The sequence below is a fragment of the Oerskovia paurometabola genome, from assembly GCF_016907365.1.
In the GTDB taxonomy this organism is placed as follows: Bacteria; Actinomycetota; Actinomycetes; order Actinomycetales; family Cellulomonadaceae; genus Oerskovia; species Oerskovia paurometabola.
The window spans coordinates 467,927-482,405 of sequence record NZ_JAFBBV010000001.1; the positions used below are offsets into that span (position 1 = coordinate 467,927).

Consider the following 14,479-nt stretch of genomic DNA (forward strand, 5'->3'; position numbering starts at 1 on the left):
TCATGACCGTCCTGGCTCCGGGCCACCCCGGTTCCCCGTCCGCCACCGTGCGGCCGGGGGACCCGGCGGGCCCCGCTCTGCGGCGCAGGCGCGCGCGACGCCGCGCACTGACCGTCCTCGCGTTCATGTCCCCCTGGATCGTCGGGTTCTCGCTGTTCCTGGTGTACCCGTTGGTCTCGACGGTCTACTTCTCGTTCACGAACTACGACCTCATCTCCGCCCCGACCTTCGTGGGCCTGCGCAACTACACGCACATGTTCACTGCGGACCCCATCATGTGGATCGCGATCCGCAACACCGCGTGGCTCACGGTCGCGATCACGGTGGGACGCGTCCTCTTCGCGCTCGTGACCGCGGTGACGCTGACCCGGGTCAAGCGGGCAACAGGCGTCTTCCGCACCCTGTACTACCTGCCGGCCCTCGTGCCCCCCGTCGCCGGCACGCTCGCGTTCGTGTTCCTCTTCAACCCCGGTTCGGGTCCGGTCAACAAGGTGCTCGGCTGGTTCGGGATCGAGGGGCCGCTGTGGTTCCAGGACCCGGCGCTGGCCAAGCCCGCACTGACGATGCTCGTCCTGTGGGGAGTGGGCGAGCTCATGATCATCGTGCTCGCCTCGCTGCTCGACGTCCCGACCGAGCTGTACGAGGCCGCTGGGCTCGACGGTGCGGGGGCGTGGCGGAAGTTCTGGCACGTGACCCTGCCGTCGATCGTCCCCGTCCTGCTCTTCTCGGTCGTGACGTCCGTGATCGCGGGTCTGCAGTTCTTCACGCAGGCCATGGTCGCGGGGTCGGTGGCTTCGGGCTCGTCGCAGGTCGCGGGCAGCAGCCAGCTCGCGGGGTACCCGGAGAACTCGACCATGACGTTCCCCATGTGGCTGTACCAGCAGGGATTCCAGTACTACAACATGGGCTACGCCTCCGCGATGGCGGTCGTGCTCTTCCTCGTGTCGGGCGCGTTCACGGTCCTCGTGCTGCGACGCATGACCCGGGGTTCCGACGAGGCGGGAGCCTGACATGACCACGTCCACGACCCTGCCGGCATCGTCCGGATCGCCCGCTCCGCACCGGCACGGGCGCACGTCGCGCACGTCGCGCACCTCGCGCACCTCGCGCACCTCGCGCGCCGCGCGATCCTCGGCGCAGCTTCCCGGTTTCCACCTGACTCCGCGCGCCCGACGCATCGCTTCCTCGGTCGGGACGCACTCGTTCGCGATCGTCCTGGCCGTGATGTTCTTGGCCCCGATCGTGTTCGTGGTGCTCACGGCGTTCATGTCCGACCAGCAGGCGCTCACGGGTGCCTGGTGGCCCACGTCGTGGCACGCGGAGAACTTCGCCGCGGTCTTCGACAAGGCGCCCATGCTCCGCTACTACCTCAACTCGCTCGTGTACTCGCTGCTCGCGACGCTCGGCATGCTGCTGTCCTCGGTGCCTGTGGCCTACGCCCTCGCGCGGCTGCGCTGGCGGGGCCGCAACGTGTCCTTCCTGCTCACGGTCGTGGCGATGCTCCTGCCGCCGCAGGTCGTGGCCGTGCCGCTCTACATCCTGTGGGCGCGCCTCGACATGACCGGGACGCTGTGGCCGCTGATCGTCCCGTACTTCGTGGGGGACGCGTTCAGCATCTTCCTGCTGCGCCAGTTCTTCCTCACGATCCCCGAGTCCTACTCGGAGGCCGCGCGGCTCGACGGCCTGAGCGAGCTCGGCATCCTGCGGCGCGTGATCCTTCCCATGGCCAAGCCGGGCGTCGCGGCCGCCGCGCTGTTCACGTTCATGTACACGTGGAACGACTACTTCGGTCCGCTCCTCTACACCGGGGAGAATCCCCAGAGCTGGACGCTGTCCCTGGGCCTCGCGTCGTTCCGCGGGGTGCACCAGGTGCAGTGGAACCTGACCATGGCGGCGACGCTGCTCGCGATGATCCCCGTCGTCGCGATCTTCTTCGTCGCCCAGAAGACGTTCGTCGAAGGGATCTCCTTCTCAGGTGTGAAGGGGTAGTCCGGGAGGTGCCGCGGGGACCGGAACTGGGCCGGGAGCCCGCGGCGGAGGTGCGGGGCCGCTCGACGTCCGCGTCGAGCGGCCCCTTCGTGCGCTCCTGCCCGACGGCGGCGCCGCACCCCGGGCGGTGCGGCGCACCTCAGCCCGTGCTCGCCCCGGGGCAGCCCCTGCCTCAGGCGACGCCGTCGATCCCCACGATCGACAGGAAGACCACGAGGGACCCGAGCAGCACGACGGCGACACCGACCGATATCAGCAGGACGGTACGGGGACGGACGGGCATGGGGCTCCTGCCGGGTAGGGGTCGCGCGCACGGACGTCCGTGCGCGTTGAGGGAACCCGACCATCGTAGGCAGGGCCGGCACCTTCCCGGCGCGGGTCCCGTCGGAGGCGGTCGGCGCGACAGTGGCGGGCGGGCCTCTCCGCCCGCCACCGTCCGTCAGGCCGTGGGGCTGCTGGACGCCGCGAGCTCGTCGGTGCGGGCCGTGCGGCGGGCGAGCGTCCCGTCTCGCCACGTGAGGTAGCCGCCGTCGAGGTTGCGCACGTCGTACCCGAGCTGGGTCAGCAGTCGCGCGGCCGTGTGCCCGCGCTGCCCCACCTGGCAGTGCACGACGACGGGGGCCCCGGCGGGGATCTCGGCCGCGGCCCGGTCGCGCAGCTCGTCGAGCGGGACGTTGAGCGCGGGCAGCGTCTCCGCGCCCTCAGGGCCGTCAGCAGCGCGCACCTCGACGGTCCCGCGCGCGTGCTCGCCCGGCGTGCGGACGTCGACGACGGTCGCGCCCTGGGCGACGAGCGCGTCGAGCTCGTGCCACTGGACGCTGCGGGTCTCACCCGCGCGCAGGTTGTCGGCCACGTAGCCCAGCATGTTGACGGGGTCCTTGGCCGAGCCGTAGGCCGGGGCGTACGCGAGCTCGAGGTCGGCGAGGTCGGAGGCCGTGAGCCCGCCTGCGATGGCCGTGGCGAGTACGTCGATGCGCTTGTCGACGCCGTCGCGGCCGACTCCCTGCGCGCCGAGGATCAGGTCGGTCTCAGGGTCGACGAGCAGCTTGAGGGCCATCTGGGTCGCGCCGGGGTAGTAGCCCGCGTGCTGCGCGGGGTGCGTGTGGATCGCCCGGTAGGGGCGCCCCTCGGCACGCAGGCGCTTCTCGTTGCGCCCGACGCTCGCGGCCGTCAGCCCGAACACCCCGACGACGGCCGTGCCCATCGAGGGGCGCATGCCGTTGCGGCGCCCCAGGATCACGTCGGCGACGTGGCGCCCGTGCCGGTTGGCGAGGTTCGCGAGGGGGATGAGGGTGGTCGGCTCGTCGCCGGTGGACGAGGCGTCGGAGGCCGTCGCGGCGAGTGCGTCGCGCTTGGTCGCGGCGTCGCCCACGGCGTAGACGTCGGGCACCGAGGTGCGCAGGTCCTCGTCGACGAGGATGCCGCCGCGCGGGCCGACCTGCGCTCCGGCGAGGACCGCGAGCTCGACGTCGGGGCGGACGCCGATCGCGGCCACGACGAGGTCGGCCGGGACCGTGCCACGCGGCGAGCCGTCGGCCGAGGACAGGTCGGCCGTGTCGGGGCCGAGCGCACCGACCTGCGTCGAGGTGCGCACGTGGACGCCGTGGGCCTCGAGCTCCTGCTGGACGCGGATCGCCATCTCGGGGTCGAGCGGGGCCAGGACCTGGTCGGCGAGCTCGACGAGCGTGACGTCGAGACCACGGTGCACGAGGTTCTCCGCGACCTCGACCCCGACGAACCCGCCGCCGATCACGACGGCCGAGCGGGCCGGTGGCCGGGCGGGCGACCGGCCCGGTGACCGGACGGGGCCGGGCATGGTCGTGGCGCGTGAGCCGGCGGGGTCCGTGCCGTCGATCGTGCCGTCGATCGCGGCGACGATCCGGTCGACGTCGGCCACGTCGCGCAGCACGAGGGCGCGCTCCATGCCGGGCGCGGGCGGGACGATCGGGCGGGCCCCGGGGCTCAGCACGAGCCGGTCGTAGGTCTCGACGGACTCCTCGCCCGTGGCGAGGTCGCGGACCGCGACGGTGTGCGCGTCGGCGTCGACGCCTGTGACGCGGTGGCGGACGCGGACGTCGATGCGGAAGCGGGCGGCGAGCGACCCGGGGGTCTGGAGGAGGAGCGCGTCGCGGTCCTCGATGACTCCTCCGGCGTAGTAGGGCAGGCCGCAGTTGGCGAACGAGACGTGATCGCCGGCCTCGAGGACGACGATCTGCGCGTCCTCCGACAGGCGACGAAGACGGGTCGCCGCGGACATGCCTGCCGCGACGCCTCCGACGATGACGATCTTCATGCTTTCCTCCTGGGGGTTGGGAAGCACTATACCCCCGGGGGTATAGTGGGACCACATCCACCAAGGAGGAAAAGCGTGTGTAGAGCGGTGACCTGCAAGAAGTGCGGCAAGACGACGTGGGCCGGCTGCGGCCAGCACGTCGACCAGGTCATGCGGGGCGTGCCCCGCGCCGACCGCTGCGAGGGCCACGCGGCCGAGGCCAAGGCACCTGCGCAGGGGTCCTTCCTCTCGCGCCTGTTCAAGCGCTGACCCCCCGACCCGACGACCACGAGGAGAACCACCATGTGCAGCCCCGCCCGCTGCGGAACCTGCCGCAAGATCACCTGGACCGGCTGCGGCATGCACGCCGACGAGGTCCTCGCCGAGTTCGAGCCCTCCGAACGCTGCACCTGCCGATGAGCCCGGCGCCCCGGCGCGCCGTGCCCGACGCCCTGCCCGTCCAGGTGCGGCGACCCGCGTGGGGAAGGCGACGGCTCGTCGTCGCCGCCGCCGTCGTTCCCGGGCTCCTCGTACTGCTCGTGGAGGCGGGCGGTGGCTGGACCTCCGGCGTCGCACCCCTGTGGCTGGGGCTGCTCGCGGCCGTGGCCGTCGTCGGCGGCCTCACGCTCGCGAGCTACGTCCCGGCCCGGGGCGAGTCCTGGCGGGATACCCTCGGGTGCTCGCCGTGCGCCGTCGTCTCGGGCGGCACGGTGCTCGCCGCCGTGTTCCTGGTGGGCCAGGCGCCGCACCAGGCCGGGATGGTGCTGCCAGCGCTGGCTGTTGTCCTGTTCGGGCTCGTGCAGCGCACGAGCAGCACGCGCGACGCGTGCGTGCGATGAGAGGGAGAGTCATGGAGCTCGACAAGGACGAGATGAAGAAGGTCTCGAACCGGCTCAAGCGTGCCCAGGGGCAGCTTGCCGCGGTCGTGCGGATGGTCGACGACGGCGGCGACTGCGCCGACCTCGTGATGCAGCTCTCCGCGGTGTCCAAGGCGCTCGACCGCGCCGGGTTCGCGATCATCGCTTCGGGCATGAAGCAGTGCCTCACGGACGAGGAGAACGGCACGGCGGACGTGCAGAAGCTCGAGAAGCTCTTCCTGTCGCTGACCTAGGCCGCCCGACCGCGCCGGGAGGCGACCGCGCGCGCCCCGGGGGATGATCGCGAAGGTGAGCAGGACTCCCGGGGCGAGCGGCGCCGTCGGGCAGGAGCGACCTCTCAGGAGCCACCCATGAGCGACGACGCGACCTACGGCAGCCCCGTGTTCGACTGGTCCGTGCTGACGGTCCCGACCCCGCTCGCGATGGTGCGCGGGCAGCTCGGGTTCTCGTGGCTCGAGGTGCTGGGACGGCTCGTGACCCTCGACCAGGACGAGTTCGAGTGGGAGCCCGCGCCGGACGCGCTGCGCGTCGTGCGGCGCGGGGAGGAGCGCTCGCCCCGGACGCTCGGGGTCGGCGAGTGGGTCATGGAGTGGCCCGAGGGGTCGGACTCGCCGCAGCCGCGGACGATCGCGTGGCTCGTCGCGCACCTCACCGAGGCGTTCTTCGAGCGGTGGGAGTGGACGTTCGGCGACCGCATCGCCCGGCGGGACGCCGTCGCGTTCTCGGGCGAGGTGGACCCCGCGATCGAAGGTCTGACGCGCTGGGTCGACCTGTGGCGCGACGGCGTCGACTCGCTGCCCGACGACGAGGTGTTCACGGTCGGGCTCAGCCAGGCGACCGAGATCGACGCCCAGGCGCCGTTCGGGCACCTCGTGCTCCACATGAACCGCGAGCTCATCCACCACGGCGCCGAGATCATGGTGCTGCAGGACCTGTACCGGGCGCGGCACGCGGACTGAGTCACCCCGACGACGGCGCGCCACCCCACAGGGCGGCGCGCCGTCGTGCTCCGCGGACAGGGCCGTAGCCGTCCTCTCGGCGACGTCGCCGAGGTCGTCGGTCAGCGCCGGGCGATGAAGTGGTACTCGCCGCCCGCGTACGTGCAGGAGCCGACGATGTACCCGCGGTTGCGCCACTCGGCGCGTCCCGCGTTGCAGCTCGCCAGCGTCGTGAAGCCACCGACGACCTGTGAGCTGAGGAGTGCGACCTGCCCGCTGAGAGGTGCGGCCTGGCCGCTGAGGGGCGCCGCGCTCGCCGGAGCCGCAGCTCCGACCAGAGTGGTGACCCCGACTGCTGCGGAGACGAGGGCTCCGATGACCTTGTTTCGCATGTTCTCCCCTGATTCATCCGAATGCCCCGTAGTGGGCACGACGCCCATCGTCGTCACAGAGCTGGACGGCCCGCAACCGGAGAGGCGTCGGCAGGATCACACCCTTCCGGGGGAATCCCCGGCCCGTCGCCGCGGTTGAGAACGGGCATGAGCGAAAAGGTGAAGGTCGACATCTGGTCCGACGTTGCGTGCCCCTGGTGCTACGTCGGCAAGCGCCGTTTCGAGACGGCGCTGGCCGGGTTCGCGGGCCGCGACGACGCCCCCGAGGTGGAGATCGAGTACCACTCGTTCGAGCTCGCGCCGGACACCCCGGTCGACTTCGAGGGGACCGAGGTCGACTTCCTGGCCAAGCACAAGGGCATGCCCAAGGGGCAGGTCGAGCAGATGCTCGGACAGATGACGACGGTCGCCGCTGCGGAGGGCCTCACGTACGACTTCGACGCCCTCCAGCACACCAAGACCCTCAAGGCGCACGAGCTGCTGCACCTCGCGAAGTCGCGCGGCAAGCAGGTCGAGATGAAGGAGCGCCTCCTCAAGGCCTACTTCGAGCAGGGACGCCACGTCGGCCGCATCGACGAGCTCGTCGCACTGGCGACCGAGGTCGGGCTCGACGCGGACGAGGTCCGCACGGCCCTCGAGAACGGCGACTTCGCGGACGACGTCGAGCAGGACATCGCGCAGGCCCGCGCCTACGGCATCAGCGGCGTCCCGTTCTTCGTGTTCAACGGCAAGTACGGGGTCTCGGGCGCGCAGGACCCGGCCGTCTTCACGCAGGTCCTCGACCAGGTCGTCGCGGACGCCGCCGAGTCCGTGGCCTGACGCCCCGGTTCGACCGTGGCCTCGGACGCCTCCACCTACCACGTGGAATGCGACCGAGATCACAACAGGAGCGGTAGCGAATGCGACCGAGTATCAGCCAGACTGTCGGAAACCCGCAGCGTCGCTGGTCCCGGTGGCCCCGCAGGCGTCCGCCCGTCGAGACGGCCGGCCATCCCACCACCCACGAGCACCGCAGCACGTGACATCAGGAGATCCCATGACTGACACCCAGGAAAACCTCTTCCACTCGATCGCGAACCCGCGCCGCACGACCCTCATGACGGTCTCGGCCGCCGAGGCCGCCGCGCCGTTCACGATGGTCGGCAGCGACGACGGCGCTGTGTGCGTCGACGGGGTGTGCGCTCTCCCCGAGTGATCACCGGCCGATTCTCGGCCTACCGCCGACAGATGCCCGGCCCTGCGCCGGGTGTGACGAACGGGTCGCCGCGTGCGACCGCTGACCACCCGTTCGTCACACCCGGGGCGGGGCCGCGCCTGTCTGATCGGCAGCGCGAGCGACTCAGCCCCGGTGGTGGCGGCCCATCGGCACGAGCGTCGGGGTCCCCGTGATCGGGTCGGGCACGACGAGCGAGTCCAGGCCGAACACCTCGCGCACCATCTGCGCGTCGACGACGTCGCCCGGTGCCCCCTCGGTGTGCACCTTGCCGTCGCGCATCGCGACGAGGCGGTCGGAGTAGCGGCACGCCATGTCGAGGTCGTGCAGCACCATGACGACCGTGGTCCCGCGCGAGGTGTTGAGGTCGACGAGGAGGTCGAGCACGTCGATCTGGTGGGCGATGTCGAGGAACGTCGTCGGCTCGTCGAGCAGCAGCAGGTCGGTGCGCTGAGCGAGCGCCATGGCGATCCACACGCGCTGCCGCTGCCCGCCCGACAGCTCGTCCACGGACCGCTCGGCGAGGTCGAGCGTCCCGGTCGAGGCGAGCGCGTCGGCCACGGCCTCGTCGTCGTCCGCGGTCCATCGCCGGAACCAGCCCTGGTGGGGGTAGCGGCCGCGACCCACGAGGTCCGCGACGGTGATGCCGTCGGGGGCCACGGGACTCTGCGGCAGCAGGCCGAGCGTGGTCGCGACCTGCTTGGTGGGCAGCGTGCGGATGTTCTCGCCGTCGAGCAGGACGGCCCCGCCCACGGGCTTGAGCAGGCGCGCGAGGCCGCGCAGCAGCGTCGACTTGCCGCACCCGTTGGAGCCGACGATCGACGTGATCTTCCCGGCCGCGATCGTGAGGCTGAGGTCCTCGACGACGAGGCGCTCGTCGTAGGCGAGCGACACGTGGTCGGCCGCGAGCGTGTGCGTCCCGGCGGTGCGCGCGCCCCCGGAGGTCTCGGGGTGGTCGGTCATTCTCAGCCTCCGCGTCCGGAACGGTTGGTGCGCACGAGCAGCCACAGCAGGTAGGGGGCGCCGACGATGCCCGTGACGACGCCGACGGGCAGCGTCACGTCGGGGATCGCGAACTGTGCGACGAGGTCGGACCCGAGCACGAGCAGCGCGCCCACGAGGGCCGCGGGCACGAGCGCGAGCCGCCCGTCGCCGAGCGTGCGGCGCGCGATGGGGGCCGCGACGAGCGCGACGAACGCGACCGGGCCCACGACCGCGACGGCCGAGCCCGCGAGGCCCACGGCCACGAGGATCAGCAGGAGACGGGAGCGTTCGACGCGGATGCCGAGCGCGGCCGCGGCGTCGTCACCCAGCTCGAGCGAGCGCAGCCGCGGAGCCAGGTAGGCCGTGAGCGGTACGAGCACCACGAAGCCGACGAGCAGCGGGTTGAGCGTCGACCAGTCGGAGCGGGCGAGCGAGCCCGTGATCCACACGAGCGCGGCCTGCGCGTCGCGCACGTCGCTCGTCGTGAGGACCCACGAGACCACGCTCATGCACAGGGCCGCGACGCCGATCCCGATCAGGACGAGCCGGTACCCGGCCACGCCGCCGCGCCACGCGAGCAGGTAGATCGCGACGGCCGCGACGAGCGACCCGACGAGCACCAGCCCCGTGAGCGCGAGCCCGCTGATGCCCAGCACGACGACGCCCAGGACTCCCGCGGCACTCGCGCTCTGCGTGATCCCGATGATGTCGGGGCTCGCGAGCGGGTTGCGCACGATCGACTGGAAGAGCGCGCCCGACAGGCCCAGCGCGGCCCCCACGACCAGGGCCGTGAGGAGACGCGGCAGGCGCAGCTCGACGATCACGAACTGCGTGAGGACGTCGGCGCGGCCCAGGACGGTGTCGAGGATGCCGGACAGCGGGACGGACGCGTCGCCCAGCGTCATCCCGACCGCGGCGAGCACGACGAGCGCGACCGACAGGCCCGTCACGAGCCGCGCCTCGCGCAGGCGCCCGCGGTGACGCGAGGCCCGGGCGACGTCGACACCCTGGTGGGCGGCGCCGTCGGGCAGGCCGTGCGGGGCCGTGGCCGGGGCGCTCACAGCGACACCGTCTTCCCGCGCCGCACGAGCGCGATGAACAGGGGCGCGCCCACGACCGCCGTGACCACGCCCGCCTGCAGCTCGCCAGGGCGCGCCACGACACGCCCGATCACGTCGCACCCGATGAGCAGCACGGGCGCCGCGACGGCCGCGTACGGCAGCACCCACCGGTAGTCCAGCCCGACGACGTAGCGCGCCACGTGCGGGACGACGAGCCCCACGAAGGCCACGGGTCCCACGGCCGCGGTCGCGGCCCCGCACAGCAGCACGATCGCGACGCCAGCGACCACGCGCGTGCGGGTCACGTCCTGCCCGAGGCCGCGTGCGACGTCGTCTCCCAGGGCCAGGCCGTTGAGCGAGCGCCCGAGCGCGAGCGCCAGCACCAGGCCCACGACGACGAACGGCAGCACCTGCCACACGACGGCCGAGCCGCGCGCCGCGAGCGATCCGACCTGCCAGAAGCGCATGAGGTCGAGCGCGGCGCGGTCGACCAGGAGGACCGCCGTCACGACCGACGTCAGCGCCGCCGTGACGGCAGCACCGGCGAGGGCGAGCTTGACCGGGGTCGCGCCCTCGCGCCCCACGCTCGCGACCCCGTAGACCACGGCCGCCGCGACCGCAGCGCCCGCGAATGCGAACCACACGTAGCCGCCGACCTGCGAGACCCCGAAGAACGAGATCGCACCGACCACGAAGAGCGACGCGCCCGCGCTGATGCCGAGCAGGCCCGGGTCGGCGAGCGGGTTGCGCGTCAGACCCTGCATGAGCGTGCCCGCTGCGCCGAGCGCGGCCCCCGCGACGAGGCCCACGAGCGTGCGGGGCACGCGCTTCTCGATCACGACGAGGTGGTCGGGGTTGGTCGGGTCGTAGCTCGTGAGGGCGTCCATGACGACGCTCAGCGGCAGGGCGTTGGCCCCGACCGCGAGGCTCAGCGCGCACACCGCGGCGAGCGCCACGACCAGGACGACGAGCCCGACGACGAGACGCCGAGCACGGGCCGGGCGACGAGAGGTCGCCCGGCCCGTGCCGGCGTCTGTGCTGTGGGTCGTGCTCATGAGTGGTGTGAGACTACGACACCTTCTCGGCGGCGGTCGCGAGCTGCGGCACGTACTGGTCCAGCATCCACGGGATGGACAGGACCGTGGGGGCGCTCGACGCCATGACGAACGACTCGCCCACGATCGGGGCGAAACGGCCCTCGGCGACCGCGGGCATCGCGGCGATGACCGGGTCGGCCACGAACGTGTCGACGTCGGCCTGTGTCGCGAAGTACATGATGAGGACGTCGGTCTCGATCTTGGAGACGTTCTCGTAGCTCAGCGGGTACCAGAACGTCCCGGACGACGGGTCGGCGTCGAGCTCCGCGACGCTCGGGGAGAGCGTCATGCCGAGGTCCTCGACGACCTGCACGCGCGGGTCCCCGGCGCGGTAGACGTTGAGCTGGTCGGCCGTGTTGGCGGCCGCGTAGAAGAAGGACTTGTCCTTGATGACCGGGTAGGCGTCCGACTGCGCGGCGATGCCGGCGTCCGTCTCCTGGAGCAGGGCGTCGGCCTCGTCGGACAGGCCCAGGGCCTCGCCGACGATGTCGAGCTGGTCCTGCCACGACAGGGACCACGGCTCGTCCGGGTACGCGACGACGGGTGCGATCTTGGAGAGCTTGTCGAACTCCTCCTGCGTGATGCCCGAGTAGGGGGCCAGGATGACGTCGGGCTTGGCGGCCACGACCTCCTCGAACGGCACCTCGCTCGTGTCGCCGCCCGAGAGGAGGGTCGGCGTCTCGGCGCCCATCTCGTCGAGCGTCGAGGCGACCCAGGGGAGCACGCCGTCGGCGTTGCCGCCGTACTTGTAGGCGGGCATCGCGACGGGCACGACGCCGAGCGCGAGGACGGCGTCCTGCGTCGACCAGCCCCACGTCACGACGCGCTCGGGCTTCTCCTCGATGACGGCCTCGCCGAGAGCGCTGTCGATCGTCACGGGGAAGGCGCCCTCGGACGCGGTGCTGTCGGCCGCGGGCGACGAGGCGTCGCCGGTGGACCCGCCGGAGCAGGCTCCCAGGGCGAACGCGGTGGCGACGGTCGCGGCGACCAGCGCTGCGGGCCGGAGCCGTCGAGAGACGGTGCGAGACATGATGCTCCTCGGTCGGTGCTGCACGGGGGTGGTGGTGCTAGAGGTAAGGCTAACCTCATGACCTGGGAGCCCTCGACGAAGGGGGCCCGCGCGACCCAGTGGGATGGTTCACAACGTCCTGTCATCTCCCGGCCGGGGTGTGTCGCGGAACTGCCGTCCGGGGGTGGTCGGTGTGCTGGTGCCGAGCACGAGGTTGCGGTCGTTATGACCGGCTTGGTGACCGCAACCTCGTGCTCGACCGCACGGAACCTCGTGCTCAGTTGGCCCGGTGGTCCTGGATCGAGAGCCTCGGACCGCGCCGCGGCGCGTGCCCCAGTCCCGACACCTCGAGCAGCCGCACGACCCGGTACCGGTGCGGCGCGTAGGGCGCGAGCAGCGCCAGCATCCCAAGGTCGTCGGTCCGTTCGCCGGTCAGCGCCCACCCGACGGCCTTGGCCAGGTGGAAGTCCCCGACCGACACCGCGTCCGCGTCCCCGAGCGCCCGCTGCGCCACCTCCGCGGCCGTCCACACCCCGACCCCGGGCACGAGCTGCAACCGCGCCTGCGCCGCGGCCGGGTCCATCACCGCGCACTCCTCGAGCCGCCGGGCGACGCGTGCGCACTCGACGACGGTCCGCGCCCGCCGCGGGTCGACGCCGGCCCGGTGCCAGTCCCACGTGGGGATCGTCGCCCAGGTCCGTGCGTCGGGCACCACGCGCATGCCGTCGGGCGCAGGCCCCGGCGCGGGCGTCCCGTAGCGAGCGAGCAACCAGCGCCACGCGTGGTGCGCGGTCACGACCTGCACCTTCTGCTCCAGGACGGCAGGCACCAGGGCCTCGAGCACCCGCCCGGTGCGGGGGACACGCAGCCCGGGGTGGCGGCGGTGCGCGTCGCGGAGGCGAGCGGGAGGCTCGAAGGAGGCTGCGTCGTCGGGCTCGCCGAGGAGCGACGGGAGCGACGCGGCGAGCTCGCCTGACCCCGGCCCCCACGCCTGCCCGACGACGTCACGCGCCCCCGCCTGCACCAGCCGGTAGGTCACGGGGCCGGTGGGGAAGAGGCTCGTGCGCCAGGTCCCGGCGTGCGGGCCGCCCGGCACGACGCGGAACGTGGGGTCGTAGGGGCCGCGGGCGAGCTTCGCGAGCGTCGACCGCAGGTCGAGCGGGCGCTCGGAGCGCAGGGCGAGGGGGAGCGCGTCGGCAGCCCCAGGCCCTGCGAAGGCCGGGGCGGAGAGCGGGGACGCGGTCATCGCCCCAGTGTCGCACCGGAGCCTGGGCGTCCTGGGCGCCCGTGAACCGGCCGGGCTCGGCGCGTGGGTCCAGAACGGGTTTGAGGTCGCCACCGACGCGGTGGCGACCTCAAACCCGTTCTCGGCAGCTCGCGTGGGTCAGTCGAAGAGCGTCGACTCGGTCCAGGCCTCGGCGGCGGCGCGGCTCGCAGCGGTGGCCCCGACCTTGGCTGCAGGGCGAGCAGCCGCTGCCGGGCGCTTCGCCGCAGGCGCGGCCACGAGGTCGTCCGTCCCCGCGAGCGTTGCGCGCTCCTCGCCACGACCAGCGGCCCAGTCCTGCGCCGCGAGGCCCGCGAGCTGGTCGGCCCGCTCGTTGAAGTGGTTGCCGACGTGCCCGCGCACCCACCGGAAACGCACCGGTCCGGGTCGGGCCGTGATCGCGGCCTCGATGCCCTGCACGAGCTCGAGGTTCTTCACGGGGCTGCCACCGGCGGTCCGCCAGCCCTTGCGCTTCCATCCTTCGAGCCACTCCGACGCGCACTTGATGGCGTACTGGGAGTCGGACTCGATGAGGAGCGGCTCGGCGCTGGGGTGGGCGCGTACCGCTTCCAGCAGAGCCATGAGCTCCGCGATCTGGTTCGTCCCGGAGGCTGCGCCGCCCGAGTCGAAGGTTCCGTCGTGGTTGATCCACGCCCAACCGATCGCTCCACCCGGGTTGACCAGGCACGAGCCGTCGGTGCTGACAGTGATCACTTGTGCGTCCTCGCTCATCGGAGTCGGAAGTCCGTCGGGCCCATTGTCCCCGACTTTCCGAGGCCCGAGGACCGCGGCTCGCGCGCCCGCGGGTGATGTCGGAGCGAGCGTGACCCAGACCTCACGCTGGTTCTGACAGCCCCGGGCCGGTACACGCACAGCGCCCCCGCCCCCACCGGTGACCGGGGGAGCGGGGGCGCCACGTGACCAGGGCTCAGCTGACGCCGAGCAGGTCGATCACGAAGACGAGCGTCTTGCCGGACAGGCGGTGGCCGCCACCGGCCGGGCCGTAGGCGAGCTCCGGGGGGCAGACGAGCTTGCGGCGCCCGCCGACCTTCATCCCCGGGATGCCCTGCTGCCAGCCGGCGATGAGGCTGCGCAGCGGGAAGTTGATGGACTGGCCGCGGCTCCAGGACGAGTCGAACTCCTCGCCGGAGTCGTACTCGACGCCCAGGTAGTGGACGTTGACGGTCGAGCCGGGCTGCGCCTCGGCGCCGTCGCCGACGATCAGGTCGGTGACCTCGAGCTCGGTGGGGGCCGGGCCCTCGGGGGCGTCGACCTCAGGACGGGTGCGTTCGGTGTTCTCGGACATGTTCCGATCCAACCACGCCCCGCCGCTGCGCGGGCTGTCGCAACTCCCGCGAACCGCAGAACCGTGCGGAAAAGTT

18 protein-coding genes are annotated in these 14,479 nt (G+C 72.4%); 9 read left to right on the top strand and 9 right to left on the bottom strand.

The window, feature by feature from the left end; translation table 11 throughout:
- Positions 1-2: 2 nt before the first annotated feature.
- Complete coding sequence (locus JOD48_RS02095) at positions 3-1,010, top strand: carbohydrate ABC transporter permease (RefSeq protein ID WP_204807074.1); 1,008 nt, start codon at positions 3-5, stop codon at positions 1,008-1,010.
- A gap of 1 nt (position 1,011) precedes the next feature.
- Entirely contained in the window at positions 1,012-1,989 is a 978-nt protein-coding gene (locus tag JOD48_RS02100; RefSeq protein ID WP_204807076.1) for a carbohydrate ABC transporter permease, read from the top strand.
- 439 nt (positions 1,990-2,428) lie between these two features.
- Here the strand turns inward: JOD48_RS02100 and JOD48_RS02105 are convergent, their stop codons facing one another.
- Complete coding sequence (locus JOD48_RS02105; RefSeq protein WP_204807078.1) at positions 2,429-4,282, bottom strand: FAD-dependent oxidoreductase; 1,854 nt, start codon at positions 4,280-4,282, stop codon at positions 2,429-2,431.
- A gap of 75 nt (positions 4,283-4,357) precedes the next feature.
- Between JOD48_RS02105 and JOD48_RS02110 the strand changes: the two genes are divergently transcribed.
- From JOD48_RS02110 to JOD48_RS02125, 5 genes are all read left to right on the top strand, one after another.
- Positions 4,358-4,531, top strand: coding sequence for a DUF8730 family Cys-rich protein (locus JOD48_RS02110; RefSeq protein WP_191789895.1), 174 nt, complete (start codon positions 4,358-4,360; stop codon positions 4,529-4,531).
- Between the two features lie 33 nt (positions 4,532-4,564).
- Positions 4,565-4,681: a DUF8730 family Cys-rich protein gene (locus JOD48_RS20315; RefSeq protein WP_494278073.1), complete on the top strand. Its 117-nt coding sequence runs from the start codon at positions 4,565-4,567 to the stop codon at positions 4,679-4,681.
- Positions 4,678-5,100: a hypothetical protein gene (locus JOD48_RS02115; protein WP_204807080.1), complete on the top strand. Its 423-nt coding sequence runs from the start codon at positions 4,678-4,680 to the stop codon at positions 5,098-5,100. The genes JOD48_RS20315 and JOD48_RS02115 overlap by 4 nt, the downstream gene beginning before the upstream one ends.
- Before the next feature lie 11 nt (positions 5,101-5,111).
- Complete coding sequence (locus JOD48_RS02120) at positions 5,112-5,372, top strand: metal-sensitive transcriptional regulator (RefSeq protein ID WP_138826660.1); 261 nt, start codon at positions 5,112-5,114, stop codon at positions 5,370-5,372.
- A 117-nt stretch (positions 5,373-5,489) separates the two neighbouring features.
- Positions 5,490-6,098, top strand: coding sequence for a DinB family protein (locus tag JOD48_RS02125; RefSeq protein ID WP_204807082.1), 609 nt, complete (start codon positions 5,490-5,492; stop codon positions 6,096-6,098).
- A 101-nt stretch (positions 6,099-6,199) separates the two neighbouring features.
- Here JOD48_RS02125 and JOD48_RS02130 read toward each other — a convergent pair whose 3' ends face one another.
- Positions 6,200-6,469 carry a hypothetical protein gene (locus JOD48_RS02130; protein WP_204807084.1) on the bottom strand — a complete coding sequence of 90 codons (270 nt, stop codon included), beginning with the start codon at positions 6,467-6,469 and terminating at the stop codon, positions 6,200-6,202.
- A 147-nt stretch (positions 6,470-6,616) separates the two neighbouring features.
- On the opposite strand from JOD48_RS02130, the gene JOD48_RS02135 reads away from it, so the two are divergent.
- Together JOD48_RS02135 and JOD48_RS02140 are read left to right on the top strand one after the other, a co-directional pair.
- Entirely contained in the window at positions 6,617-7,288 is a 672-nt protein-coding gene (locus JOD48_RS02135) for a DsbA family oxidoreductase (protein WP_191789887.1), read from the top strand.
- A gap of 217 nt (positions 7,289-7,505) precedes the next feature.
- Positions 7,506-7,664, top strand: coding sequence for a hypothetical protein (locus JOD48_RS02140; RefSeq protein WP_191789886.1), 159 nt, complete (start codon positions 7,506-7,508; stop codon positions 7,662-7,664).
- 144 nt (positions 7,665-7,808) lie between these two features.
- Here JOD48_RS02140 and JOD48_RS02145 read toward each other — a convergent pair whose 3' ends face one another.
- From JOD48_RS02145 to JOD48_RS02175, 7 genes are all read right to left on the bottom strand, one after another.
- The gene (locus JOD48_RS02145) at positions 7,809-8,645 is read right to left on the bottom strand and encodes an ABC transporter ATP-binding protein (protein ID WP_204807086.1); all 837 of its coding nucleotides are present in this window, start codon (positions 8,643-8,645) and stop codon (positions 7,809-7,811) included.
- Positions 8,646-8,647: 2 nt separating this feature from the next.
- Positions 8,648-9,727, bottom strand: a complete 1,080-nt coding sequence (locus JOD48_RS02150; RefSeq protein WP_204807088.1) for a FecCD family ABC transporter permease — start codon at positions 9,725-9,727, stop codon at positions 8,648-8,650.
- Positions 9,724-10,782, bottom strand: a complete 1,059-nt coding sequence (locus JOD48_RS02155) for a FecCD family ABC transporter permease (protein ID WP_204807090.1) — start codon at positions 10,780-10,782, stop codon at positions 9,724-9,726. Before JOD48_RS02155 ends, JOD48_RS02150 begins: the two co-directional genes overlap by 4 nt.
- Positions 10,783-10,795: 13 nt before the next feature.
- The gene (locus tag JOD48_RS02160; RefSeq protein ID WP_204807092.1) at positions 10,796-11,854 is read right to left on the bottom strand and encodes an iron-siderophore ABC transporter substrate-binding protein; all 1,059 of its coding nucleotides are present in this window, start codon (positions 11,852-11,854) and stop codon (positions 10,796-10,798) included.
- Between the two features lie 256 nt (positions 11,855-12,110).
- Positions 12,111-13,079: a DNA-3-methyladenine glycosylase family protein gene (locus JOD48_RS02165; protein WP_239527311.1), complete on the bottom strand. Its 969-nt coding sequence runs from the start codon at positions 13,077-13,079 to the stop codon at positions 12,111-12,113.
- Between the two features lie 138 nt (positions 13,080-13,217).
- Positions 13,218-13,811, bottom strand: a complete 594-nt coding sequence (locus tag JOD48_RS02170) for a ribonuclease H family protein (RefSeq protein WP_204807094.1) — start codon at positions 13,809-13,811, stop codon at positions 13,218-13,220.
- 214 nt (positions 13,812-14,025) lie between these two features.
- Positions 14,026-14,403: an FKBP-type peptidyl-prolyl cis-trans isomerase gene (locus tag JOD48_RS02175; protein WP_030151190.1), complete on the bottom strand. Its 378-nt coding sequence runs from the start codon at positions 14,401-14,403 to the stop codon at positions 14,026-14,028.
- Positions 14,404-14,479: the final 76 nt, after the last annotated feature.